The sequence below is a fragment of the Catenulispora pinistramenti genome, from assembly GCF_018274385.1.
In the GTDB taxonomy this organism is placed as follows: domain Bacteria; phylum Actinomycetota; class Actinomycetes; order Streptomycetales; family Catenulisporaceae; genus Catenulispora; species Catenulispora pinistramenti.
This window is the reverse complement of record NZ_JAAFYZ010000061.1, coordinates 25,178-49,536: the sequence shown is the minus strand read 5'-3', so window position 1 is coordinate 49,536 and position 24,359 is coordinate 25,178. Positions and strand designations below refer to the sequence as shown.

Below are 24,359 nucleotides of genomic sequence, written 5' to 3'. Positions count from 1 at the left end.
ACGCTGATCCCATGCCCGCAACCCCGCCCGGCCCCGAAGCGGACCGCCACCGCCTCGACACCGCGACCGCCGCCCTGGAGCCGCCGTTCGCCGCGGTCGATCTGGACGCGTTCCACGCCAACGCCGCGGACCTGACCCGGCGGGCCGCCGGCAAGCCGATCCGGGTGGCCAGCAAGTCGGTGCGGTGCCGGTCGCTGCTGGCCGAGGTGCTGAGCCTGCCCGGGTACCGGGGCGTCCTGGGGTTCACGCTGCCGGAGGCGCTGTGGCTGGCCGGGAACGGCTTCGACGACATCGTCGTCGCCTACCCCTCCACCGATCGCGCCGCCTACGCCGAGCTGGCCGGGGACCCGGCCGCGCTGGCCGCGGTCACGGTCATGGTGGACAGCCCCGATCACCTGGACCTGATCGAGAAGGCCGTGGCCGGGGCGCCGGACGGGCCGGCCGCGCCGATCCGGGTCTGCATCGACATCGACGCCGCCTTCCACGCCGCCGGCGGCCGGGTCCGCATCGGCGCGCGCCGCTCCCCGCTGCACACCCCGGCGCAGGTCGCGGCCATGGCCCGGGAGATCCTGCGGCGTGACGGGTTCAAGCTGACGGGCCTGATGGCCTACGAGTCGCAGATCGCCGGCGTCGGCGACGCCCCTCCCGGGCGTCCGCTGCGCGGCGCGGCGATCCGCGCGATGCAGAGCCGGTCGGCGCGGGAGTTGGCGGCGCGGCGCGCGGCGATCGTGGACGCGGTCCAGGCGCTGGCGCCGCTGGAGTTCGTCAACGGCGGCGGCACCGGCAGCATCGAGCGCACCACGGCCGAGGAGGCCGTCACCGAGATCGCCGCCGGCTCCGGGCTCTACCAGCCGTGGCTGTTCGACTCCTACCGTGCCTTCCGCGGCCGTCCCGCGGCGCTGTTCGCGCTGCCGGTGGTGCGGCGTCCCGGTCCGGAGACCGCGACCGCGCTCGGCGGCGGCTACCCGGCCTCCGGCGTGGCGGGCAAGGACCGGCTGCCGCAGCCCTACCTGCCGCCGGGGCTGTCCTACGACCCGAACGAAGCGGCCGGCGAGGTGCAGACGCCGCTGCTCGGGAAGGTCGCCGCGACGCTGCGGGTCGGCGACCGGGTGTGGTTCCGGCACACCAAGGCCGGCGAGCTGTGCGAGCGGTTCGACACGCTGCACCTCATCTCCGGCGACGAGGTCGTCCGCTCCGTCCCGACGTACCGGGGCGAGGGTAAAACCTTCCTGTGACCGCGGAACCAGAGCCTTTCCATCGCAAGATCGTCATGATCTCCGGCGCCCCCGGGGTCGGGAAGACGACGATCGCGCGGCCACTGGCCCGGGCCCTGGGGATGCCGCTGTTCGCGAAGGACAGCATCAAGGAACGGATCCACGACGTGCTCGCGGACAACGGTCCGGTCGAGGTGGAGTGGTCCCGGCGGCTCGGGGCGGCGGCGATGGAGCTGCTGTGGCTGTTGGCCGCCGATGCGCCGGAGTGCGTGCTGGAGGCCAACTTCTGGCCGGGGCACGATCGACAGAACGACTCGCTACGGGTGCTGAGCGCGGGCGGGACACTGATCGAGGTCTTCTGCACGGCCCCGCGCGAGGAGATCCTGCGGCGGTTCCACGCGCGCAACGCCGCCGGAGAGCGGCACGCGGTGCATCCGGACCACGCGTTCACCCTCGACCGCTGGGAGAAGAGCTTCGGCGGGCCGATCGCGATCGGGCAGGTGCTGGAGGTCGACACCTCGGCGCCGGTGGACGTGCCGAAGGTCGCCGCCGAAGTACGAGCGCTACTCGGCTGACAGGGGCTGGGGAATCGCGGCCGCCACCGAGTCCAGGTGCGCGGCGATGATCTCCTCGAACGCGGCCTGCCGGTCGACACCGAGCGGCCGGACGTCGCGCGCGAAGTGGGCCAGGGCGGGGAACCGCTCGGGGTCGGCGCCCAGCACCGCGACGCGGAACAGCTCCATGCCCCGGTCGAACTCCTCCGACGTCAGGGTGCTCATCCCCGCCTCGGAGGCGATCAGCGAGGCGACCAGGATCGCCATCCGGTGGTAGCGCGCCGGGATCTCCTCATCGGGCAGGCCCGACATCCGCAGCGCCTGAAGCACCTCTTCCATCAGCAGCCGCGAGCCGGTACCGCTTGAGGCGTAACGCCCCCAGACCGCGGCGAGCTGGGGCTGGCTGCCGAAGGCCGCCCGCAGGCGCAGCGCCACGGCGGTGATGCGCTGCCGCCAGTCACCCTCGGGCTGGTAGCCGTCCATGGCGGCCAGCAGTATCCGGTCGGCGACCGCGCGCAGCAGTTCGGTCTTGTCGCGGAAGTGCCGGTACAGGCTGGAGGAGTCGGTGCCGAGCGCCGCGGCCAGCTTGCGCACGCTGAACGACTCGGCGTCCTCGCTCGTGCTCAGCAGCTCGGTGGCGGTCTCCAGGATCTCCTCGGTCGTCCAGCGCCTTCGGCCTGCCATCCCGCTCCTCTCGTCGAGCTCCAGCCTAACCTATGCATTTTCCGTTGCACTTGTTGTTGCGCTTCTCGTTGCGCTTGTCGTTGCACGCACCGCGTGCATAATGGGTGGCATGACTGAGACCACCGCCGTCCAGCGGCCACCGGCACCCGATTTCACGACACTGACGCACGAGGAGCTGATCACTTGGCGCACCGCGGAGAACCGGTTCCGGGCATCCGACGCGGCCCGGGCGATGCTCGGGGAACCCGATCCCGACGCGACCATCGGGTGGGAACAGATAGCGCTGCCCGGACGCGAGGTGCCGGTGCGGGTCTACCGACCGGCTTCCGGTACGGCATCTGAGGAGGCCGGCGCGGCAGCCCTGCCGCTCGTGCTGCACGTCCACGGCGGCGGCTTCGTGGGCACGGCCACGCAGTGCGACTGGGCCAACAGCCACCTCGCCGCGCACCTGCCCGCGGTCGTCGTCTCAGTCGAGCACCGGCTCCTGGCCCCGGACACGCCGCTGTCCGACGCCGTCGCCGACGCTTGGGACGTCCTCGAACTCGTGTTGCGCGAGCCCGCCCGCTGGGGTGTCGACCCGGAGCGGGTCGCGGTCTTCGGCGAGAGCTGCGGCGCGTTGATCAGCGCCCTGACGGCGATCCGGGCCGGACGCACCGGACTGCGGCTGCGGGCTCAGGTGCTGGTCAACCCGGCCGTCGACGTCACGGAGTCAGCGTTCGACTACCCTTCGATGACGGAGTACGCCGACACGGCGACGGCCGGCGTCGAGCAGATCCGCCTCGTTCAGCGGTTCTCCGCTCCACCGGGAACCGATCCGCGCGAGCTGTCGCCGCTGTCTGCGGAGTTGGCGAGCGGCCTGGCCCCGGCCCTGGTGGTGGTGCCGACCGCCGATCCGCTGGCCGATCACGGACGCCGCTACGCCGACCGGCTCTGGACCGCCGGGGTGGACACACAACTCACCGAGTACCCCGACGCCCCGCACGCGTTCCTCACCCTTCCGGGGCTGGTGCCGCAGGCCCTGGCGGCGCGGACAGAGATCTTCGATTTCCTGCGCTTGAGCTTGACGTAACGGCAACCTCTAGCCTCGGTCGGCTCAGCTGGGGGTTGGTCGGCGGAGTGGTTCAATCAGCCGCCGGTCAGCCGCCCATCCCCGTGGCCCCGTCGATCGTCTCCCGGATGATGTCCGCGTGCCCGGCATGCCGGGCCGTCTCCTCGATCATGTGCGTCATCACGTACCGCAGATCCCGCTCAGCCACCTCCGGGTGGTCGCACTTCTGCCCCAACGGGAACGTCGCACAGATCTCGCGCGAGGCCTCGATCTGCTCCCGGTAGTAGGCCACCCACTGCTGGATCGCGTCCCGCTCGTCCACGCGGAAGTCCTCGACGTCGGTCGGCGGCAGCCCCGGCTCCGGCCACTCCCCCGGGAACCTGCGCCCGGCGAAGATCACCTGGAACCAGCGGCGTTCCCACAGGGCCGAGTGCTTGACCAGCCCGAGCAGCGACAGCGAGCTGGCCGTCGGGGCGCGCCGGGCGTCGTGGTCGGAGAGCGCCTCGAGCTTGCGGATCAGGCCCTCGCGTTGCAGGTCCAGGAAGGCGCCCAGGGAAGCGCGCTCGGGATCCGCCGTCTCGCCCGCCATCTCGCCCGCCGTCTCGCCCGCCATCTCGCCCGCCGTCTCGTCCGTCATCTCGCCCAGAGTCTCGCCCACCCGATCAGCGGTCGGCATCAGAAGTCCCCGTAGTCCACCTGCCAGCACGTCAGCCCCAGCCGCCGCCACAGCGCCACCACCCGCGACCGGTCGTCCAGCACCACGCGGACGGCGAAGCGGTTCCGCACATGCGCGTCGAACAGCTCGCTCTTCACGATGTCGTCCGCGCGCGTGTCCTTCGCCGCCCGCATCCACAGCTCGTCGTACGCCACACCGTGCTTGGCCAGCCAGCGCTCCGTGCCCTCGCGCACGTCCTCGCCACGGCCGGACATCAGGATGACGCGGTCGCCGCGGGCGGCGAACGCGGCCAGGGCGTCGGCGGTGGCGACGATCAGCCCGTCGTCCTCCACCTTCAGCCAGTCGTACGGGCCGCGGCCCTTGTTGTCGGCCAGGGTGCCGTCGATGTCGCACATCACCGCGGCCGGCAGCGCCGGGTCCGGGACGTAGGTCTGGGCCGGGGCGACGTCGTTCAGGTCGGCGGCGTTCAGCTTCCAGCCCGAGGACTTCGTCGAGGCCAGCCGCAGCGCCATCGCCCGGATGTGCTCCTCCCCCACCGGGTTCGGACGCTGCGCGTCACGCCGGACGCACTCCTCGACGTCCACGTCCGTCAGGTCGTGCACCTCGAAGGCGGCGCGCCCGCCGAGCAGGTTCTTCAGCCGCTTCGGGATCCGCGAGACCAGGTGGGTGTTGTCCACCACGATGTCGAAGCCGCCCTCGACCGCGGCCAGCACCACCGCGTCCTGCACCGCCAGCACGGTCTCCTCGTGCCGGCGGCCCAGGCGCTTGGAGCCGTCGTTGTCGTCCAGCATCCGGCGCAGCTCGTCCAGACTGACCCGGCGCATCCGGCCCTCGGCGGCGGCCATCAGCTGCCGGGCCACGGTGGACTTGCCGGACGCCGGCAGCCCGCGCATCAGGTGCACCACCGGCTTGCCGGGCTGCACCCCGGGGCCGGAGGGCACCGGATCGGGGCCGGCGCCCGGATACACGTCGTCGATGTAGTCGTCTTCCATCAACCCTCAATCCTCGGTGGATCAGTTCTCGTCGTCGTCCCGGAACGTCTCACTCGCCTCCGGCTTCACCGCGCGCCACACGTGCATCGCGATCGGCCGGCCGTCCAGCAGCAGGAACATCCCCGCCCGCACGAACGGGTCGAACCCCTTCGCCGCCCTGGCGTAGGCGCCGCGGTCCCCGGTCAGGTGCGCCAGCGAGCGATGCCCGTCCTCGATCTTCGCAGTGAGCTCCGCGGCCCGGGTCTTCAGGTCATCGCAAACACCGCGTACCCAGGCGTCGTACTCGTCGGGCACGTCCTCCAGCAGCGGCGCCAGCGGCCCGCCGGGGATCCGGCGCATGCCGACGACCTCGTTCGTCTGCAGCCCGACGGCCTGCGCGATCTGCACTTCGGTGGCCTCCGGGTACAGCTGCACGGCCATCGCACGCCACAGGTGCCGCGGCCCGATGCTGGTCAGCCGGTAGTGCAGGGAGACGTAGCCGGTGAGCTTGGTCTTGGTCCGCACGCCGGAGGCGAAGCGGATGACCCAGCCCTCGGCGTCGGTCCCGGTGGCGTCGGCGCCGTCCAGGTGCTGGTTCTTCTCGGCGAGCGCGGCCAGCACCCCGAAGGTGTCGGACCAGGCGTAGGTCCGCACGACGCTGCCGACACCCGCCCAAGCCGGGGCGGCCTCGGGAAGCGGCAGCTCGGTGCCGTCGGCGGCGAACGCCGCGAGCAGCACCAGATCGCGGCGGTCGCCGTAGTTCACGACGATGCGGTTCTCGGGGTAGACGATCTCCGCGAGGTAGGTCACCGACGGGTCCAGCGCCGAGGTGTCGGCCTTGGCCAGATACCGACCGGCCCAGGCAGCCTGGTCGGAGATGAAGGAGCCCTTCGACGCCACGTGCCAGGCGCCGTCGTGGTGGAAGACGATCCCGAGCGAGCCGTCGACCTTGTCGTAGACCTCGAAGGGCTCCTCCGGCAGCGGCGGGGCGTAGTCGAACTTCCCGTGCTGGCCGTGGTTGAAGAACTTCGGCAGACACCAGGCGGCCACCCGGCCGGTGATGTCGTCGACGATCAGGCCGCGCGTGCGGGTGGTGATGGGCGTCCAGTACTGCTCGTATGGTTCCCAGTTCTGCTCATAATGGTCCGCATAGATCTGACTGGCCGACATCAACGGCACCTGAGCAGGGATTTTGTCTCTGAGCTGCGCCGGAAGGACGTCACCCTTGTGACGGCCACCGTGACAGATCGTGCCACATCGTTGTGTTAAGCAGTGCGATAACTGTGTTACGGGGCTGTTTTTGGGCCCGCTGTGTTAGACCTGTGTTGGCCCGAACAGCTGAATCGCCGCGGGTTCACGCGGCGGTTTCGCGTTTGGCAGCAGGCCGGACCCTTGTTTGACCTGGCTCAACAGAAGGAAGCGTGGTCCGCTCCCGGAACGGTTCACCTGTCGCCGTTGGGGACCGTCAACTCCTGGGACCTGTCCACGGGGGTCGATGGCCCCGGAACCCGGCGTACTAGGTTCACCCAGAACTGCCCGCTCCGCTGCCTGTAGTGCTCGAACCCGGAGACCTGGCACAAGCGCGACGGAGGCTTCCGGTGCCGCGCCGACAGCCTGATCGCCCAGGCCGGCTCCTACGTCCCCTTCAGCCATGGCGGTCAGCGGCGGCGAGCCGCTGCTCCGGCCGCACTTCGTCAGCACTTTGATGCACGCTTCAAGTACCTCAGACTGCTCTACGCAGCACTGGACACCTCCGGCTTCCTCGGCGCCCGCGCCGACGACCGGCTGCTCGCCACGACCGACCTGGTGCTGCTCGACATCAAGTCCTGGGACCGGCAGCCGTACCGACGGCCGACCAGCGCCAGCTGGATCCGATCCTGGTTTTTGCCTGGCGCCTGGACCAGCTTGACGTCCCGGTCCACGTCCGTTTCGTTCTGGTGTCCGGGCTGACCGACCACGTGGCGAACATCGACGGCGTCACGGCCTACACCGCGTCGCTCGGCAACGTCGAACGCGTCGACGTGCTCGCGCTGCACAAGCTCGCAATCGCCCACAACGAGAATTCGACATCCTCTACCCCGTGGCTGACAACCCGACGCCGACCCGCGAGCAGATCGAGGACACCCGGGAGCGGTTCGGGGCGGTCGGGCTGAACGTTGTTTGACGGCAGCCCGACGGCGGCACCCGACCCGCAGGCGGACGCGGCGAGACGCATGCGCCACGGTTCGCCGGGTGCCGTCGATCTGGCGACGCGGCGGCGGACCGATGTCGCCGAGGCCCGAGCGACCCCACCGTCAGGCCGGCCCATTCGGCGCCAAACACCAAGTCGCAGGTCCCCTGACGCACGCCAGCTGTCGGCTCGGCGGCGACAGCAAAGCCGTAAGCACTCGATCGGAGAGAGTGCTAAAGTCGAGTCGTCGCCAGTGACCAAGGTCACGACGCAAAAGACTTGTAACAGCTATGCCTTTTATGCACGACGTGACATCCGTGTGCCGTCAGCCGAACGAGCTGAGGCCGTGTCGCGTGACGTGGTGGCGCTCCGCCGACGGGCGATGAAACCACCGCTTTTCCTCCGGCCCAGCCGATTGACGGCTCCGCCGTGCCCAGAACCAGTCGAACGGAAGACAGTACGTGGTTCCTCACATCACCCACCGCGACCTGGTGGCGTTCGCGGAAGACAAAGTGAACCTCACCAAGGCGGAGGTCGACGCGCAGCGCGCGCAGGTCAACAACCTCCGGGAACGCATCGAAGCCAAGATCGCGGTGACGCCGGGCTTCGCGTTCGTCAAGGCCCTCAACGCGGGCTCGGTCGCCAAGGGCACCGCGCTGAGCAACGCCAAAGATCGCGATCTCGCCGTCTACGTGCGCGCCGAGCTGGCGCCCGAGGAGCTGCCGAAGCTCGTGGAGTGGGTGCGCGACCGGCTGGTCGAGATCTACCCGACCATGTCCGAGGACCAGATCGTCGCGAACACGCACTGCGTGACCGTCCGTTTCAGCGTTTCCGGGCTCGACGTCGACGTCGTGCCGGTGCTGTATATGGGCGAGGCGAACGACGTGGGCTACCTGGTCAGCAAGACCGACGACGCCCTGCACAAGACCAGCGTCCGCCTGCAGTTGGACTTCATCCGCGGACGCAAGAAGATCCACCCGCGGGACCTCGCGCAGCTGATCCGGTTCACGAAGTGGTGGGCCCGCCAGCAAAAGAAGCGGGACGGCGATTTCAAGTGCCAGAGTTACATGCTCGAGCTGATCTGGATCCACCTGGCCGACCACGGTCTGGTGCTCGACGACTATGTCGACGCCCTCGAGGCGTTCTTCGGCTTCATCGTCGACGGCGGGTTCGACAAGCAGATCGCGTTCACCGACTTCCACAAGGCCGCCGACCTGCCCGACCGCGGCACGTGGCCGATCCAGGTCCTGGACCCGGTGAACTTCGACAACAACGTCGCGGAGTTCTATGAGGCCGCCGACCGCGACCGGCTGGTCGCCGCCGCCCAGGACGCGTTCGACGCCATCACCACCGCCCGCTACGAGCCCATCAAGGGCATGGCCGTGCAGATGTGGCAGCAGGTCCTGGGCACGGCCTTCAAGGCGGCTTACTGATGACGACCAGCTACACCTACGCCGACACGTTCACCCGTGCCCACGCGCGCCGGCTGGCCGGACGGGTGGCCACTGACCTGCACCAGAGTCGGATGTTCTACGGCCAGCCGGGGGCGGCGCAGGTCGAGGACTTCTTGACCGAGCTCGAGGAGCTGCTCACCGGGGGCTACGTCGAGAAGTACCAGTTCGGGTTTGAGAAGGACAACCGGGTTCTGTGGGCACTGCGCTACACCGTCGGTCCCGACGGCTCGCTGACCGGCAACGCCGGAGGGCTGACGCGTGGCGTCGACATCGCCGGCGGTCAGTGGTTCAACAGCCTGACACCGTCAGGCACATGGTGGCGGCTGTCGGCTGGCGCGCGGGAAGCGGTGAGAAGCCGGATTCCCGTCGTCCGTACCACCGGCAAGCCCCCGAGCGACTCCCACGGGTACTGGGACACCGACCGGACCTACGCCAACGGCGGTGTCGGCCTCCAGCGTTCGACTTTCAGGAGCTACTCGTGACCCAGGGCATCGAAGGCCTCTTCGCCCGCACCGAGGAGTTCCCCAACCCTTCGGCGCAGGCCCGAAGCAACGCGCTCGTCGGACTGGACGCCCTGATCAACCGCCTGGTGAACGACGCGGTCGTGCTGGCGAACCCGACGGCCCTGATGGTCTGGAGCCAGGAGGTGCACGGCGAGGCGATCGCCGCGCTGGACGCCGTGAAGGACCGCACTGCGCTGTTTGTCTTCGCTGGCGACGTGGGCGTCGGCAAGACCGAGGTCGCCGAGGTCCTGGGCCAGGTTATCGCCGTGCGCACCGGCATCGATGTGACGTTGTACCCGTTGAGCCTGACCGCGCGGGGCCGCGGCGCGGTTGGCGAGATGACGACGTTGCTCACCTGTGCCTTCGAGCGGATCAGCGCCGACTTCGCCAAAACCAGGCGAGCCGACGGCATCGCGGCCAGCCTCGGGATCCTGCTCATCGACGAGGGCGATGCCCTGGCCCAGTCCAGGGAACTCGCCGCGATGCACCACGAAGATCGTGCCGGGGTGAACGCCCTGCTGCGCGGTATCGACGGCATCCGGACCGACCGACTGCCGATCTTGACGATCGTCTGCACGAACCGGCTCGACGCGCTCGACCCGGCCCTGCGGCGCCGGGCGGCGGTCGTCGAGGTCTTCGAACGCCCTGACCACCACCAGCGCGCCGCGCTGCTGTCCCGGCTGCTGGCCGGGACGAAGCTGACCGCCGACGACATCACCACGCTCGCGGCGATGACTGGGGCCGCGGACGGCCGCCCTCACGGCTACACCTACTCCGACCTGCGGCAGCGCCTGGTCCCGGAAATCGTCCTGGAGGCCTACCGACGGCGTACCGCGATCGACGCGGCGATCGCGGCCGAAGTCCTCGCCCGGACCCAGCCGACCCGGCCGTTCGATGCGGCGGTCCGTTGACGTCCCGCGCGCCCAGCGGAGCCCGGCTGCTTGGCGACGACGTCCAGCATCTCATCACCTGGTACCACGTCCTGCGCAGCCAGCGGGCCGACTCCACCATCGTCACGCTCGCCGTCGAGGCCACCGGGGCCGGCAACGTCGACGACGTGACGCTGTTGGGCACCGGCGACGACCCGGACGAGTACTGGCAGATCAAGGCATCGGTGGACGCCACCAGCCCGCTCACCTGCGAATGGCTGCTGAAGCTGCAGGGCAAGCACAGCCTGCTCCAGCGGCTCCACGCCAGTTGGACCATGCTCAGGCTCCGCCGTCCTGTGCCACCGAAAATCGTCCTGGCCACCACCAAGGCGATCGACAGCACCGACATCCTCCTGGGACCGCGGGCGACGACCGACTGCCGGATCGTAGAGACGATCCGCGACGCGACAGGACCCGTCGCGCAGGTGCGCCGTGACTGGGCCGACCACCTCGGGATCGACGAAGCCGAGCTGATCGAGTTCCTCGAGTGCCTGCAGATTCGGCACGGCCAGTCCGAGGCCGAATGGGAGGAGAAGGTCAACGACGCCGCCGTCGGCGCCCGTACCCGCACCGGTACCGAAGCGGTCGCGGTCGGACTCCGGCAGATCCGCGAGTGGATCAAAGCACCCCGCCAGTCCTTCACCCGCGACCAGCTGACCACCGTTGTGGACGGTCTGCATCTGCGTGCTCCGGCAGCCCGTGCCCTGTTGGTCGTCGAAGCGCTGGAGGAAGACCCGAGATCGTCCAAGGCGGCATACGCAATCGACTGGACCGGCCTGATCGAGGGCGATCATCCGGACAACCGCCGGTCGTTCGCCGATCCGACCAAGGCACGTCGTCAGGTCGCAGCCGATCTCGCCGCTGCCCGGAGGCGGTTCAGAGACCTGGGGATCACCGACGTCGAAGTCGATGGGAGCATGCGGCTGCCGATGTGGTTCACCGTGGGCACCGCGCTGTCCAGCACGGCGGGTTTCACGGTGGCCGCGCGGTCGCGCGACGGGCTCTGGTCCTCGACGGCGCGCCCCGGCACGCAGCGAGACCTGGAAGTGCTGCTTCCGGCGGATGCGAGTGGTATCCTCCGGGGATGTCCGTGGGCTGTGAGCGTCAGCTTCGCGTGCGACATCACCCCGGACGTCGACAAGTTCATCGCGAAGTCACATCCAGAGGCGCGCCACATCACAGTACGGCTCCCGGCCCCTGGGCATTCCGCGATCCAGGGCGTCTCCCATGCCAGGGCGCTGATCTACCAACTGCGCGAGGAACTGCGCACGCTGGCGAGTGAGCATGAGCCCACCGAGATCCTGCTGTTCCTGTCAATGCCGCACGCGTGCGCGTTGCTGCTCGGCAACGCCTGGGACCGGATGCCGACAACGACCGTGTTCTGGGACATGGGACGGACCGGGAGCTACGCGCCGGCGCTGCGTGTTAACTGAGCGCTGGCGGCGACGGACACCGGTCCTGGGACGGTCCCCGTCGACTGCGACACGCTCATGCTGACAGATCGCGACAAGGACCTCGTGCTGCTCAGCGCGCCACCCGGATCCTCCGGCGCTGAGGTGATGGCTCCGAACGTCCTCGGAGCCGAGGCTGGTGACTACCTACGCTGGGTCGCACGCCATACAGCGACCGGCGTACGGCGTTCGTAGTCGCGTGCACAATGGCCACGCCGGGTGGTCTGCGGACCACCGGTGGCTGGTTTCGAAGCCCGCAGATTCAGGTGAATCTCTCTAGCCGCGACAGCCACCGTCTACGCCCCGGGCTAGCGAGCCTACGTGGCCTGATCTTCAAGGATCTTGAGGTACGTTTCATACTCTCCATCGACATAATCCTGACTTCGCACGAAATTGCCGCGTTCCATACGGTATGTCCGATCGGGAGAGCCTTTGAAAGACAGCCAATTGAAGCTAGTGATGACGCAGACATCATCGAAAATGAGGACCTTCGCGTGCGTGTTCTTTAGGCGCGTCACCATCAGCAGATCGGGATATCTACGGGCCAGCCGTTCAAGCTTGTCGATCGCGCGCTGGTCGGACTTCGATCCGTCCTCATAGCCATGCGCGATGTCGACCCTCACCTTTCTCTGAAGACGCCGTTCCAACTTGGCGAGGAAGTCCGTCGTGATGATCGATCCCATGATCCACGGCGAGCAGATAAAGATCCTCCGTCGCGCGCCGATGAGTGCCTGATGGAGTAGCGGCGGGTGTTCGTGTGTGTCGAGGCTGCGAACCTCGATGGATGGCGTCGGCACCGCTGCCTTGTCCACCGGTTGCTGACCGCTCAGCGCAGGCGCGTCTTGTCCGCTCGCCGTGGCCTCACGAATCTGTTCAAGCTCGGGGTCGAGTGGCGGACGCGGCGCCGGCGACTCCACGGCGATGCCTAGGGCGGACACGCCGCCCAGGCGCTCGAGCGCCCGGTCGTGGTCCGGGCTCAGCTCGTTGTCGATGGCGATGCCGACCTGGACTTCGGTCGCGGTAGAGTCGGCGAAGATGAGCAGCTTCGCCGGGAGAAACCGTCGGGCCTTGTCCAAGACGATCTTCTTGACGGTCAGGACCTCTACACGCGACTCCTCCGCGCTTCCCGACTTCAGCAGTTCATTGATTCCGAATGGGGTGATGTCAGCCAGTTCGACGCGTGACGTCTTCGACGGCGGAAGGATGATCATGCCGGCCTCATCGGCCTCGTGTTTCGAGATGAGTTCCCGCCGATTGAACCGGCGGATCTTCCACGCGAGCCGGTCGAACAAGACATCGTAATTGTCGCGGACCGGCATGACCGACGCGAGCGTCTCGACCGAGCGGCGTCCCTTGGCGGTCAGGCGTACCGCCTTACCGCTCGCCCGCAGGTCGCGCTCCAGGGTGTCCGAAGAGAATTGGTCTGCGATGGCCTCGGCGACGAGGCCCTCCGACAGCCCCAACACCGCCGCCACATTGTCGTCCTCCGCGACTCCGGCTGCGACCATCCGCAGCACGAACTCGTCGAGCAGCGGAAAGCTCTTCCGCTCCTGCGCCAGAACGTCGGCGCTGACGACCGTGACGGGAACGGCCGCGTCCTCAATCCTGATGAGGGACAGTCCGGGCCGTTCGTGCCCATAACGGCGGGCTAGCAGGGTGTCGTCATCCTCAGGAAGCATCGCGGATCTCGCAGACGTCGCGGTGGTCGGACATGTAGTTCAGGACATCTTGCAGCGCGCCCGGCTGCGCTCGACAAAAAGGTGCGTCGCCGACAACGATCAGCCCGAAGCGCGCCCGTGACAGCGCTACGTTGATGCGTCGCCAGTAGTCCTTGCCGATGAAGCCCATGATGCCCTTCTCGTTGCTGCGGGTGACCGAGAAGATCGCCAGGTCGCATTCCCGTCCCTGGACCTGGTCAACGGTCAGGGCCGCTGCGGAGACGTGGGCGAGTTTGACTCTGTCGAGCTTGCGTTGGATCTCCTGGACCTGCCGGCTGTACGGGGCGATGAGCAACACTTCAAGGTCGCGCCCTTCGGGAACGGCCACGATGCCCTGGCCGATAGCGCGGGCGACGACCTCAAGCTGTTCGTAGGCGATGTTGACCTCGGCCCGGTTCACGATACTCGTGTTGCCGCCGGTGCCTCTTGCCTCACGCCGGTCGGCGCCGCGCCCGCCGGTGTCGAGCCACAGCACGGGCTTTGCGAGGTGCCCGTACCCTGCCAGCCCCTCGATACGCGGCGAAACCAGCTGGTCCTGGTAGAAGCACGCGGAGATCATGTCGCCGATCGGCTGGATCATGCGGTACTGCTCGCGTAGCAGATGCTTTACCGGCGCCGTGGTGCGGTCGGCGAGGTACTGGAACAGTGTCGTCTTCACAGAGTCTGCATTGACGTCGTGACTCTGCATCAGCCTTTCGTTCCGAAGCAGATCCTCGTCCACTGGAGGCAACTGCCGTGTATCGCCGACGAAGACCCACCGCTTGGCGCGGGCCATCGACACCAGTGACTCGGTGGCGGTCGCCTTGGAGGCCTCGTCGAAGATACAGAGGTCGAAGGTGAGGTCGCGGACGGAGCGGTGTCCGAGGAAGCCTATGGCCGTTCCGGCGACGATGCTGCGCGTCTTGAGGAAGCTCTCAGTGAGGTGATCGTCGGAACCGATCCGCTGGAGCCACTCTCCTTGCAACTTGAGGATCTTGGTGAGCTTCACGGCGTTCGGCACGCCCGCAAGAATCGTCTCAACCGCGGCGCGGGCGTCAGCCACCGTGAGCTCGTCACGCATCGTCAGATCGCCGGCAAGGGCCGTGCGCACCTCGGCCAGCAGCTCGTCCTTGATCTCTTTGAGCTTGTCGAGCCGCTCGCGGGCCGCCAGCAGGTCCTCGCCAGGGCCGCGGCTAGTTTCTGCGGCAACCCTAATCGGACCCGACGCCAGCGACGCCACCAAGCCTTCGACGTGGTTGATATCTCCGAGGGCGGCGATCAGCTGCTCGAGGACGAGCGCAGCCTGCAGATGGCGCGTGTCGACGCCGTGCTGTTTCGCCAGCTCCGTGATGAACAGGTCGGCCCTTTGCTTGACCTGCGCGATCCACTTCTTCACCTGGCGGTCGAGAAGGAACTTTTGCGCCTCGGCGGCCACCTTCGGGTCCTGCGGCCGGCCTAGCCTGACGATGCCGTCGACCCCGGCCTGTTCCAGGCGCACCAGGGCGTTGTCGATCGCGATGTGCGTCTGACTCACTATAAGAATCTTGGTTCGCGGACTCTTACGCAGGGTTTGCCCGACGATCTCGGCGATGACCGTGGTCTTGCCTGTTCCAGGTGGCCCTTCCACCAGCACGAGGTCTTGGGTGCCTAGTGCGTGGCGCACGACCTCCTGCTTGCTGCGGTCCAAATCCCCTCTCTGCCACGTTTCGATCCTGCTGGGCGGCCCGACTGAGAGACTGGCTGGGTCCGCGAGGATGGCCCCGAGCGCGGAATTCGCCGCCTCGTCTGCCTCAATCTTCGCCAATGCGTCACGCTGCCGCTTGAGCGCAACCCCTGACGGCCCAGTTGACGGAACGAGGACACCGTTGGTCGGCAGCTCGCCCGGTCGCCTGAACCTGATGGTCACGGTGTCGTCATCCTGCTTCACCACGTCGCCGCGCGCACACAGCCGTTTCGACGTGTCATGGACCTCCCACTCCTGGTCCAGCAGGTCTTGGTCCGACTCCCCCACAAGGTTGAAGATCACGACACCGTTAGTGCCGGTCCGGTAGCCCTGATACTCGACTGGACGCTGGCTTCCGCGCGCCAACTCCTCCCTCGCGTCCAGCACTCGGCGCCAATCCTGCAGCAGCCGCTTGAGGTCGTCGGCGCCTGCCTGCTGGGAAGCGCGCTCCTCGCGGACAGCCGCGAGATGCTCATCGAGAACCTTGAGCAGCGCTTCAGTGCCCTCGTAGGCCGCCTTTGCAGACGGCTCATCGAACGTCCATGTGACGATAGGCGGAAGCGGGCACGCGTGCGTCTGCATGCCATGACGCATCTTGTCGTCCAGCTCGCGGGCCGAGATGATCACATGCCGGTCATCACGGTCACTATCGGGCACCATGACGTAGCGGAAACGCTGACCATAAAGCTGGATCTGGTCCTTGTCTGCCTGACGTGTCTTCGGATCGAAGCCGAACTCCACATAGGCCCGGCTGGCATTCAGATCTTCCATGACTGCCGCTTCGGCCGCGCCGAAGTGCTGACGAGCGTCGGTGCCGAGCACTGTCGAAGCGGCGCGGGCCCTCAGCTTGAGCCATACCTGGTTGTGCCGCCGGTCCTCACGAGCTCCGCATGCCTGCAACGCCTCGATGAGCTCGGCCTCCAGGACGGCGCAGTTCTTGGGGCGAAGGTGCGGATCAGCCGAGACACAGCTGTGGAGGAATCGGCGAAGCTCCGGCGGGAGCCGCTCTATCTCATCGAGCGCGACGGCAACATCGGTCGGCGAGGAAAGTTGGGCCGCACTCATCGACCGGACCGCCAGCACTCCGTACGCGTAAACATCACGAACCCACGGGACCGCACCGTCGACCTCGGGTGGAGAATACAAGGCCGTGCGGTAGTCGGAGACGGTCTGCTCAGGGTCCGACAGCTTGTCACGGAGTTTCGCGATCCCGAAGTCGGCCAGCTTGACAACATTGGCCGAACTGATCAGAACGTTGCGGGGCTTGACATCCCGATGCTCGATCTCGTGCAGGTGTGCCCACGACAGCGCCGATGCAAGTGGCAACCCGATCTCGTCAAAGAATCCCTGCCACGAGAGGTGGCCACGGGCAAGACGCTTCTCGAGATCGTCCTCCACCCACTCCAACGCGACGAAGTGGCGGCCCGACGCGGCGTCTCGGCCAGCGTCGATCAGGCGAACGACGTTCGGGTGATCAATCGCCCGGAGCGCGTCGGTCTCCCGTTCGAAGAAGACCTTTACGGCATCATCATCATCGCGGATCCTGAGAAACTTGACGGCCACGTAAGCGCCGTCGGGAGACCAAGTGTCCACGGCGCGACGGATCTCGGCTTGACCGCCGACGCGGGCCTCGCTGCCCACCAGGAGAAACCGCTGGTTGACCAGCTCTGGCTCCGACACGTTCCACCCCTCGACGAGATCGACCCCCTGCCGCACCGGCTGAGCCGGCAACGGACAAGGCACTATCTTTTCGACAGCCCGGCCACCTGGCAACTGCCCGTGACAGGATCCTCACGAAGCTCATCAGACGTTGACAGGTCTCGGGCATTGAACGCGGTGAGCCGCTGGCCGATCTTTCCCGCACAGGCGCCTGAACGTTTGCGTCGCGCCTTTCCATGGGGGCCCTGGCACAGCCTCCGGATACACAGACCGAGGGCGAGCAGTCATGGGTCGGTTGGATCGCTGGTAGATGACCAGGCTCGACTAAATCGCCGTGGAGATCAGCAAGCCATGAACAGTTGTACGTGAACGATAAAGTACAGCTCCCTCACCTTCCTTCGAACATGAACGGCATGATCGAAAGGGACCCGGGCATGGGCACCAGGTTGCCACCTGCCGGGCTCCTGGCGTGGCAAACACAAGGCGGCCCACCCGCGGACAATGTGCCTGTTGCCCGACGGCGGGAAGCCTCGGACGGTCCGCCATACGAAACTCCCACAGCTGGTCTCGACGACTCGTTCCAAGGTGCCAACCCGGACATCAGCTAATACTTCGTCTTCGGGGACCTTCGAGTCCTCACGCCGACCGAGATCACCTGCTTCAACACCCAAGGCACCAGAGAACGCCGGTTCCTACTATTTTGTCGAAGCCTGCCACACCCAACGGATCACGCACGAAGGACATCTTCGAAGACGTCTCAGTACTCGAATTGACCAAGCGGTGCGGATCGGCCCTGGGCGGCGATGGCCCGGCTCGGCATCTCGACCTCGACAATCGCCGCAGCCTGACCGGCATGCCTGCCAGCCGACTGACCGCCCGCCACCACGACGGGTCACGTGGTCAACACTCAGCGTCTGCCAGACTCCCCCGCCTCGTGCCAGACTATGTCAGAGTACGAAGAGAGTCACGGCTTCGGCCGGGGGGAGGAAAACGTGAGTGGGGATCACCCGTGGGCTGTCGTCTTTGTGGACGGCGAGGACGAGTACGCCGAGCGCATGACCCGTTCGCTGGGCGCTGAGCTTTCCGCGATCGACGGAGTGGATGCCGTCTTCGCCTACGAGGGCCGGGCCGACGCCCGTCCAGGGACGAAGGGCGGCGGGGCCGAACTGCTGCGCTTCACACTGGAGTTGGCGTGGCCCGTCGTCGCGCCGATGGTTCCCGACGTGGTGAAGGCGATCCACCGGTGGAGTAAGAACGCCGCGAAGGAAACGATCGTCATAGCGGTCGGCGACATCGAGATCCGGGTCGAGGATGGACTCACTCCGGAGCAAACGAGAGAACTGGAGGAATCACTCGGGAAGCTCTCGGAGTGAGCAGGCCATCACGTCGGCGTGCCCTGCTCATCGGCATCGGCGCTTACGACGACGAAACCTTCGCCGCCCTGCCCGGCGCGACGGCCGACGTCCGGGAGTTGGAAAAGGTACTGCGCGCTCGCGACATCGGCGGGTTCGACCCGATTACCTGCCTGAACGATCTCACCGCGCAGGAGCTGCGGCAGGCCGTCCACAATTTCCTCGCCGACAGTGAGCGCGACGAGCAGTGCCTGATCTACATCAGTTCCCACGGAGTACGCGAAGCGGCGACCTCGGAGTTCCAATTCGTCGCGCGTGACACCGTCCCCCACGACCTGGCGCGCACCGCGGTGCCGGCGAGCTTTCTCAACGACCGGCTGACGCTGTGCCGGGCACGGGAACGAGTCGTCATCCTGGACTGCTGTTACAGCGGAGGGTTCGCTGTCGGTCTGCGCACCAAAGGTGAGCAGCCTTCGGCGCCAGGGCCGGACCAGCCGCGCGACGTGCGCCCACTCGAAACGAACGGCGTCGTAGTCATCTCTTCCTCCCAGGCATCTGCCGCGTCCTACACCGGGACCGATGAGAACGGGCCTTCTCTGTTCACGGAGCATCTGGTCCAGGCCCTCGCGACCGGGGCGGCCGATCAGGATCGCGATGACCAAGTCTCCGCGATGGAATTGTTCTCGCACCTCAACAGCAGGCTGCGAGCGCAGGACCGGGACCGCTGGCAGGCTCCGGTGATCTCGGCGGCCAGCGTCGACGGGCACATCTACGTGGCCAGAACCCCGCTGAACCGGTCACGACGGGTCGGGCCGTCACGGCCGTCCGACCCACGCGGCACCGCCGCCACGCCGCGCAGGGCCAAAGTGGGCGATGAGCCGACGTTCAAGGACCTCATCGGTTACTACCGGGACTGTGTCCGTGGCGAGTCCGAGGTCGACGACGGACAGCTAGTGTTCAGCCAAGGCGCGACCCACTACGCATGCATGTCCGGTGCCGAGCAGATCCTGAGCGCCGCCGACGCCGAAACAGACGGGCTGCTGGACATTCCAAGCGAGCTGAAGGAGCTCGCGATCGGTGCGAATGCGGACGACTGCGAGTTCGTGTATGGGTACCCGGTCGTGGTCCTCCACAGTGATCGGGATGGCAAACCTCAGAGGGCGCCTCGATTCGCACCGCTGCTGCTGCGCCGAGTTGAACTGCGGACAGGCAACGGCATTTTGCAGATGCGTCCATACGGCGAGGTAGAGGTCAACCCAGAGTTCGCCAAAATATGGGTGGGCGAGGAGGAAGCCGAGGTCCTGCGCTCGACCTATCGGCTGGGCTGGACTGCTGGGGATCGGTTCACGATGGCGCGCGACATCAGAGTCCTTCTGCGTAACACCTTCGAGCTGGAATGCGTGCAACCGTTGCATCCGGAGAGTCTTGAGGCAGTCATCGAGACGGACATGGCGCTCAGCGGGGCTCGCAACTCCGCAGTCATGCTGGCGGTCAAGGCGCAGAACAGAGCCAACACCAAGCTTCTCGAAGACCTCGACCAGATCATCGGCATGGCCGGCAACCCGGCAAAACTCCGGAACACCGCGTTGGCCGCGCTCTTCGGTTTCGCAGAACCACTGAGCGAGTCCAACGCGAACGAGGTGATGTTCAGCCCACTGAATCCAGCCCAGCGCGACGTGCTCGCCGGTGCGATGTCGCAGCGGCTCACCGTCGCCACCGGCCCGCCCGGGACCGGCAAGACCGCCCTCGTCGTCAGCGTGGTCGCGACCGCGGCGGCCGCCGGGCAGAACGTGCTGGTCGCGTCTTCCAACAACCGGGCCGTTGACGAGGTTTGGGAACGCTGCAACGGCAGCGTGCCCGGGCTTGTCGTGCGAACCGGCAGCCAATCCGGCGAGCACGACAACCGTGAGCGCGAACGGCTGGGTCTGACCCGGCTGCTCGCTTCAGGCACCCCGCCGATGAACCAGGCGACGTGGTCGGCCAAGCATCGGGGTGCTCTGCGCGAACACCGTGGCGTTCTGGGTCGGCTGGACAAACAGGCACGCGCGGAACGCGAACTTCTCAACGCCGGCAGGAACCGCCAGGAAGCCGTGGAGCGCCTTCCTCCGGCCGCCAAGGCTGCGGCGGCTACCGTGGCATCCGCCGAGCTGGCCTCTCTCGCCACCCTCGAGGCCCGATGCCGCAGAGCCTGTCGCGCCAAGATTTTCGGCAACGCGCGACGGGCACGACTGCTTCGCTCGTTTGGTACGGAAACATTCTCCGACCCCGGAGAGGCGAAGCGGGTCTGCGCGGCGATACTCGAACTGATCGGTGCTGAGTCCCGCTGGCGCAGGATGCGGGGGACGACACTTGAGGACGACGCGGCACTGACTTCGGCTCTGTTGCAGGCCGAACAACGAGTGGTGCGGACGGGTATCGGCCTGGTCGACGCGGCGGTTCGCGAGAACGCCGCCGCTGGAAGGTCCCAGCTCCAGGGGCTCCTTGAAGTGATGACCACGCGCGGGACAAGTGACTGGGGAGCCCGCAAGGCGGCCGTGGGCATCGTTCGAGCCTGGGCAGTGACCTGTTTCTCGACCAGGACCTGCTTCGTTCCCGATCCAGGGCTGTTCGACCTGGTCGTCATCGACGAGGCGAGCCAGTGTTCGGTCGCGGCGGTCATTCCGTTGCTCATGCGCGCCAGACGAGCATTGATCATCGGTGACCCGCTTCAGCTTCCGCCAGTCGTCAAGATCTCGCCGACCACAGATGCGGACAGCCGCGAACAGAACAACGTAGGTTCGCAGTGGCTGGTCTCCCAGCACGCGGGACACCGGGACTTCTCGGCATTCACCGCTCTCGAACACGCGGCGGGCGGCAGCATCCTGATGCACGAGCACTACCGCTGCCACCCTCAGATCGCCGCCATCTCCAACGAGCTGTTCTACCGCCCGCGGAACAAGCCTCTGACCATCTTGACCAGGACTTCAGGGCTCCAACGGCCCGATGACGAACGAGCCGTTCGATGGGTCGACGTTCCCGGCAGGGCCAATCCCGGCCGACACGGTTCGTCCTGGGTCAACGAGCAGGAGGCCTCGCGCGTCCACGACGCTGTCGAATGGCTCCTGCGGACTTTGCCGGGCGAAGCCACCATCGGGGTGGTCACACCATTCGCTCAGCAGATGGAAAGAATCGCCCGGGACTGGGCAAGCGCGCCTCGGGTACGCGTTGGGACGGCCCACCGATTCCAGGGCGGAGAGTGCGACGCCATCGTGTTCAGCCTTGTAGCCGCGCCCGGAATGAGCCGTTCCGGCCTGGCGTTCCTGGATCGCAATCCCAACTTGTGGAACGTCGCCATCACACGCGCCCGGGCACACCTGATCGTCATTGGGCACAGGGGGTATTGGACGAACATCGGTGGGCTCGGGCGCAGACTCGTTGAGCTCGCTGCACCTGCCCCAGACGGACCCTCGAGCACGGACGATCTCGTGCCTGGGATCCCCGACGACGTGGTCCTCGAACGTCTGGAATCGAAGACCGGCGGCGAGGCCCATCGAGCGGTTCCCAGCGCCGGGTACGTCGCCGACGTAATGCTCGTGCGGGGAGAGCGCCGCACCGCGTTCCTGATTGACAGGGCACCGGCCGAATCCGAGCCCGGCGACAGACATCTGCGTCTTCAGCTGGTCAGGACCTCGCTGTTGGCCTCGCCTCAGGACGGAATCCGCGCCCAGCGGTTGCCGGCTTGGCGACTGTTCGACGAGGACTGGCACCCGGACAACCGCTGAACAGCCTTGAACAGCCCCAAGACTCGGGAAAGGACCGGAGGTCGTGACCAGCTTCTCCCCCACCGGACTGCCTCGCGCGATCCCCAGCGTCGCCGAGGCTGGCGCGCTGCTGACGAGGTGCAGGCGCGTTCTTTCAACGTTCGAAGATGTCCAAGCCGCTGACAGCCGCTTTCGCGAGAGGGTCGCCGAGACCTACACTTCCCGGCGCGAGGCCCTCCTCAAGGAAGAGCTGTTGAAGCTGCCGTTGGACAGCCTCAGGCAGGTAAGTGAGTCCCGATTGGTCCTCGGCGGCCTGGACCGGGCAGGGATCGACTCAGTCGGCGCGTTGTTGGGCTACACGTTCCATCAACTGACCGCACTCGACAAAGTCGGCCCGGCGATCGCGGAATCGACGCTCGCCGCCGCGGCGCGATTGGCGGACGCGAGGCGCGAACATGTCGATGCGCGTATCGACTCCGAGAGCGCGCGCGGCAACGGGTGGCCGGTCGTCAGCGCGCTACAACGATGCGTCGCACTGGGCGACACCCTCACTGACAGCACCCGTGGACTCGAGCTCATGGTCAATGAGCTGGGAGCCGGCGTCGAACCGCTACGGTACCTGGGGAGCCGTGTTCGCAGATTTGCGTCCGGTGCAACACGCCGAACCCAAGCCGCTGAGGCGGCTGCGCGGGTCGAAGCGGTGCTCCGCCGGGCCGAGGCGGCCGGCCTGCTCGAGGCCTTGGACGCGGCCACCACTGTCATCGCTGCCACGCCGCCTCCGCGTCAGAGTGTTCTCGACGACTTCGAGCGCCGCGCTGCCGAATACCAGTCCCTGCTAGGCGAAATCGTCGGTCTGGCGATAGACGCCAACGCGGCACACGGGTATCTGCCCGAGCACGAAGTGGACAAAGTCGAGCGCCAGAAGCTCGTCATCGACGAGTTGCGCACGCACCTTCGGGTGTACCAGGTCTTCGGCGCCAGGTTCGCGCTCCAGTTCAAGCGAGTGATACTCGGCGACGAGATGGGCACCGGCAAGACCCTGCAGGCAATAGCCGCCATGGCACATCTGCAAGCTACGGGCAAGTCGCACTTTCTGGTCATCTGCCCCACGACAGTACTGATCAACTGGCAGCGCGAGATAGAGGCGCACAGTCTTCTGCGTTCGCACCTGGTGCACGGCGAGTTGAGGAAATCGGCTGAGCGGGTCTGGATCGACCAGGGTGGCGTCGCGATCACCACGTTCACCACCGCGCGCAGCCTCACCGTACCGCGCGAGGTCCGGGTCGCGATGCTCGTGGTCGATGAAGCACACTACGTCAAGAATCCCCACGCGAAGCGCTCGCAGAACGTCAGAGAGTGGACGAACCGCGTCGATCGCGTGCTGTTCCTGACTGGCACGCCGATGGAGAACCGGGTCGAAGAGTTCCGTAATCTCGTTGAATATCTGCAACCGGCGATCGCCCAACGCGTCACCGGCCTGGACGGGGCCGGCGGCGCACGATCCTTCCGACGCGCGGTGGCACCGGTCTACCTCCGTCGGAACCAGGAAGACGTACTTCCCGAACTACCTGACGAGATCCGGACCGACGCGTGGGAGCCTCTCGGCAATACACAAACCGCCGCTTACCGAAGAGCAGTACTTGATGGCAAATTCGCCGAGATGCGTCAAGTGGCGTATACGGCTGGCGCACCGAAGGATTCCAATAAGCTGAGACGGCTTCGGGAAATCGTGCAAGAATCCTTTGAGGACGGCCGCAAAGTTCTGGTCTATTCGTACTACCGCGAAGTCCTGGACATCGTCCGGCAAGACCTTGAACTCGCTTTCGGAAAAGCCCCGATCAACGCCCGCGTCCTCGGACCGCTGAACGGCTCGGTGCCGGCCGGAGCCAGACAGCGGCTCGCCGACGAGTTCACTCGGACGCGGGGACCCGCAGCCTTGGTCGCTCAGATCGAGGCCGGAGGCACCGGGTTGAACCTCCAGGCCGCCTCGGTGGTCGTGCTCTGCGAACCGCAGCTCAAGCCCTCGGCCGAGGAACAGGCGATCGCCCGGGCCCGCCGAATGGGCCAGGTGCGGCGCGTCACCGTACATCGACTCCTGACCACTGAGAGCGTTGACGAACGTCTGGTTGAAATCCTCCGGGAGAAACAGAATGAATTCGACTTGTACGCTCGGCACAGCGACACCGCCGACAGGTACGCCGCAGCGAAGGACACCAGCGAGGCACAGCTTCGAGCACTGCTCATCAGCGACGAGCGTCATCGCGTAAGGCAATGGGCTGACAAGTAAGAAGAGCACGCCGATTAGGGCGTGGACGCCAGGTACTATCTCGCAGGATGTCAGGCGTTGGAGTCCGTGGTGACCGACGGATGCCAGTCGGGTTGTGGCGCGGCTGTTGACGGCGCTGGCTGCTGAGGCCGTGCCGGTCGCGGCGCGCATCGCGATCGCCTCACTGCGACTGGATCCCGTGTCGTAGCTGTCCCAGACCGAGAGCCCGGGCCTGGTCGACGCAGTACGCGCGGCCGGGGAGCAGTAC

At 66.9% G+C, this 24,359-nt stretch carries 17 protein-coding genes; 11 read left to right on the top strand and 6 right to left on the bottom strand.

Annotated elements, in window-relative coordinates; genetic code table 11:
* Window positions 1-11: 11 nt before the first annotated feature.
* Together KGQ19_RS19340 and KGQ19_RS19335 are read left to right on the top strand one after the other, a co-directional pair.
* Window positions 12-1,235, top strand: a complete 1,224-nt coding sequence (locus KGQ19_RS19340; protein WP_212010600.1) for an amino acid deaminase/aldolase — start codon at window positions 12-14, stop codon at window positions 1,233-1,235.
* Window positions 1,232-1,789: a P-loop nucleotide/nucleoside kinase family protein gene (locus tag KGQ19_RS19335; protein WP_212010598.1), complete on the top strand. Its 558-nt coding sequence runs from the start codon at window positions 1,232-1,234 to the stop codon at window positions 1,787-1,789. Before KGQ19_RS19340 ends, KGQ19_RS19335 begins: the two co-directional genes overlap by 4 nt.
* Here KGQ19_RS19335 and KGQ19_RS19330 read toward each other — a convergent pair.
* The gene (locus KGQ19_RS19330) at window positions 1,778-2,452 is read right to left on the bottom strand and encodes a TetR/AcrR family transcriptional regulator (protein WP_212010597.1); all 675 of its coding nucleotides are present in this window, start codon (window positions 2,450-2,452) and stop codon (window positions 1,778-1,780) included. The genes KGQ19_RS19335 and KGQ19_RS19330 overlap by 12 nt on opposite strands.
* A 109-nt stretch (window positions 2,453-2,561) precedes the next feature.
* Between KGQ19_RS19330 and KGQ19_RS19325 the strand changes: the two genes are divergently transcribed.
* Window positions 2,562-3,521, top strand: a complete 960-nt coding sequence (locus KGQ19_RS19325; RefSeq protein WP_212010596.1) for an alpha/beta hydrolase — start codon at window positions 2,562-2,564, stop codon at window positions 3,519-3,521.
* 67 nt (window positions 3,522-3,588) lie between these two features.
* Here KGQ19_RS19325 and KGQ19_RS19320 read toward each other — a convergent pair whose 3' ends face one another.
* The 3 genes from KGQ19_RS19320 to KGQ19_RS19310 are packed head-to-tail and all read right to left on the bottom strand — an operon-like array spanning window position 3,589 to window position 6,317.
* Entirely contained in the window at window positions 3,589-4,137 is a 549-nt protein-coding gene (locus tag KGQ19_RS19320; RefSeq protein ID WP_212010595.1) for a DinB family protein, read from the bottom strand.
* Between the two features lie 38 nt (window positions 4,138-4,175).
* Window positions 4,176-5,168: a phosphatase domain-containing protein gene (locus tag KGQ19_RS19315; protein ID WP_212010594.1), complete on the bottom strand. Its 993-nt coding sequence runs from the start codon at window positions 5,166-5,168 to the stop codon at window positions 4,176-4,178.
* Window positions 5,169-5,189: 21 nt separating this feature from the next.
* Window positions 5,190-6,317 carry an RNA ligase gene (locus KGQ19_RS19310; protein ID WP_230418933.1) on the bottom strand — a complete coding sequence of 376 codons (1,128 nt, stop codon included), beginning with the start codon at window positions 6,315-6,317 and terminating at the stop codon, window positions 5,190-5,192.
* Between the two features lie 767 nt (window positions 6,318-7,084).
* On the opposite strand from KGQ19_RS19310, the gene KGQ19_RS19305 reads away from it, so the two are divergent.
* The 5 genes from KGQ19_RS19305 to KGQ19_RS19285 all read left to right on the top strand — a co-directional run bounded on the left by KGQ19_RS19305 (window position 7,085) and on the right by KGQ19_RS19285 (window position 11,636).
* Complete coding sequence (locus tag KGQ19_RS19305; RefSeq protein WP_212010592.1) at window positions 7,085-7,300, top strand: hypothetical protein; 216 nt, start codon at window positions 7,085-7,087, stop codon at window positions 7,298-7,300.
* A gap of 478 nt (window positions 7,301-7,778) precedes the next feature.
* Window positions 7,779-8,750 (top strand): CBASS oligonucleotide cyclase, encoded by a 972-nt coding sequence (locus KGQ19_RS19300; protein ID WP_212010591.1) that lies wholly within the window; start codon window positions 7,779-7,781, stop codon window positions 8,748-8,750.
* On the top strand, window positions 8,750-9,253 hold the full coding sequence (locus tag KGQ19_RS19295) for an HORMA-1 domain-containing protein (protein ID WP_212010590.1): 504 nt from the start codon (window positions 8,750-8,752) through the stop codon (window positions 9,251-9,253). The genes KGQ19_RS19300 and KGQ19_RS19295 overlap by 1 nt, the downstream gene beginning before the upstream one ends.
* On the top strand, window positions 9,250-10,185 hold the full coding sequence (locus tag KGQ19_RS19290) for an AAA family ATPase (RefSeq protein ID WP_212010589.1): 936 nt from the start codon (window positions 9,250-9,252) through the stop codon (window positions 10,183-10,185). Before KGQ19_RS19295 ends, KGQ19_RS19290 begins: the two co-directional genes overlap by 4 nt.
* Entirely contained in the window at window positions 10,182-11,636 is a 1,455-nt protein-coding gene (locus tag KGQ19_RS19285) for an SAVED domain-containing protein (RefSeq protein WP_212010588.1), read from the top strand. The genes KGQ19_RS19290 and KGQ19_RS19285 overlap by 4 nt, the downstream gene beginning before the upstream one ends.
* Before the next feature lie 335 nt (window positions 11,637-11,971).
* Here KGQ19_RS19285 and KGQ19_RS19280 read toward each other — a convergent pair whose 3' ends face one another.
* Together KGQ19_RS19280 and KGQ19_RS19275 are read right to left on the bottom strand one after the other, a co-directional pair.
* Window positions 11,972-13,333, bottom strand: a complete 1,362-nt coding sequence (locus KGQ19_RS19280) for a phospholipase D-like domain-containing protein (protein WP_212010587.1) — start codon at window positions 13,331-13,333, stop codon at window positions 11,972-11,974.
* Window positions 13,323-16,754 carry a serine/threonine-protein kinase gene (locus KGQ19_RS19275; RefSeq protein WP_212010586.1) on the bottom strand — a complete coding sequence of 1,144 codons (3,432 nt, stop codon included), beginning with the start codon at window positions 16,752-16,754 and terminating at the stop codon, window positions 13,323-13,325. The genes KGQ19_RS19280 and KGQ19_RS19275 overlap by 11 nt, the downstream gene beginning before the upstream one ends.
* A 923-nt stretch (window positions 16,755-17,677) precedes the next feature.
* Here KGQ19_RS19275 and KGQ19_RS19270 point away from each other — a divergent pair.
* From KGQ19_RS19270 to KGQ19_RS19260, 3 genes are read left to right on the top strand one after another with little or no spacing between them, the layout of a single operon-like run.
* The gene (locus KGQ19_RS19270) at window positions 17,678-18,106 is read left to right on the top strand and encodes a hypothetical protein (RefSeq protein ID WP_212010585.1); all 429 of its coding nucleotides are present in this window, start codon (window positions 17,678-17,680) and stop codon (window positions 18,104-18,106) included.
* Window positions 18,103-21,846, top strand: coding sequence for a caspase, EACC1-associated type (locus KGQ19_RS19265; RefSeq protein WP_212010584.1), 3,744 nt, complete (start codon window positions 18,103-18,105; stop codon window positions 21,844-21,846). Before KGQ19_RS19270 ends, KGQ19_RS19265 begins: the two co-directional genes overlap by 4 nt.
* A gap of 43 nt (window positions 21,847-21,889) precedes the next feature.
* Window positions 21,890-24,112: a DEAD/DEAH box helicase gene (locus KGQ19_RS19260; RefSeq protein WP_212010583.1), complete on the top strand. Its 2,223-nt coding sequence runs from the start codon at window positions 21,890-21,892 to the stop codon at window positions 24,110-24,112.
* Window positions 24,113-24,359 lie beyond the last annotated feature (247 nt).

Coding starts and splice junctions, on each gene's coding strand:
- KGQ19_RS19315 (WP_212010594.1), bottom strand. CDS start 5,168: ATGGAAGACGACTACATCGACGACGTGTATCCGGGCGCCGGCCCCGAT.
- KGQ19_RS19280 (WP_212010587.1), bottom strand. CDS start 13,333: ATGCTTCCTGAGGATGACGACACCCTGCTAGCCCGCCGTTATGGGCAC.
- KGQ19_RS19310 (WP_230418933.1), bottom strand. CDS start 6,317: ATGTCGGCCAGTCAGATCTATGCGGACCATTATGAGCAGAACTGGGAA.
- KGQ19_RS19295 (WP_212010590.1), top strand. CDS start 8,750: ATGACGACCAGCTACACCTACGCCGACACGTTCACCCGTGCCCACGCG.
- KGQ19_RS19325 (WP_212010596.1), top strand. CDS start 2,562: ATGACTGAGACCACCGCCGTCCAGCGGCCACCGGCACCCGATTTCACG.
- KGQ19_RS19330 (WP_212010597.1), bottom strand. CDS start 2,452: ATGGCAGGCCGAAGGCGCTGGACGACCGAGGAGATCCTGGAGACCGCC.
- KGQ19_RS19270 (WP_212010585.1), top strand. CDS start 17,678: ATGTCAGAGTACGAAGAGAGTCACGGCTTCGGCCGGGGGGAGGAAAAC.
- KGQ19_RS19320 (WP_212010595.1), bottom strand. CDS start 4,137: ATGACGGACGAGACGGCGGGCGAGATGGCGGGCGAGACGGCGGGCGAG.
- KGQ19_RS19340 (WP_212010600.1), top strand. CDS start 12: ATGCCCGCAACCCCGCCCGGCCCCGAAGCGGACCGCCACCGCCTCGAC.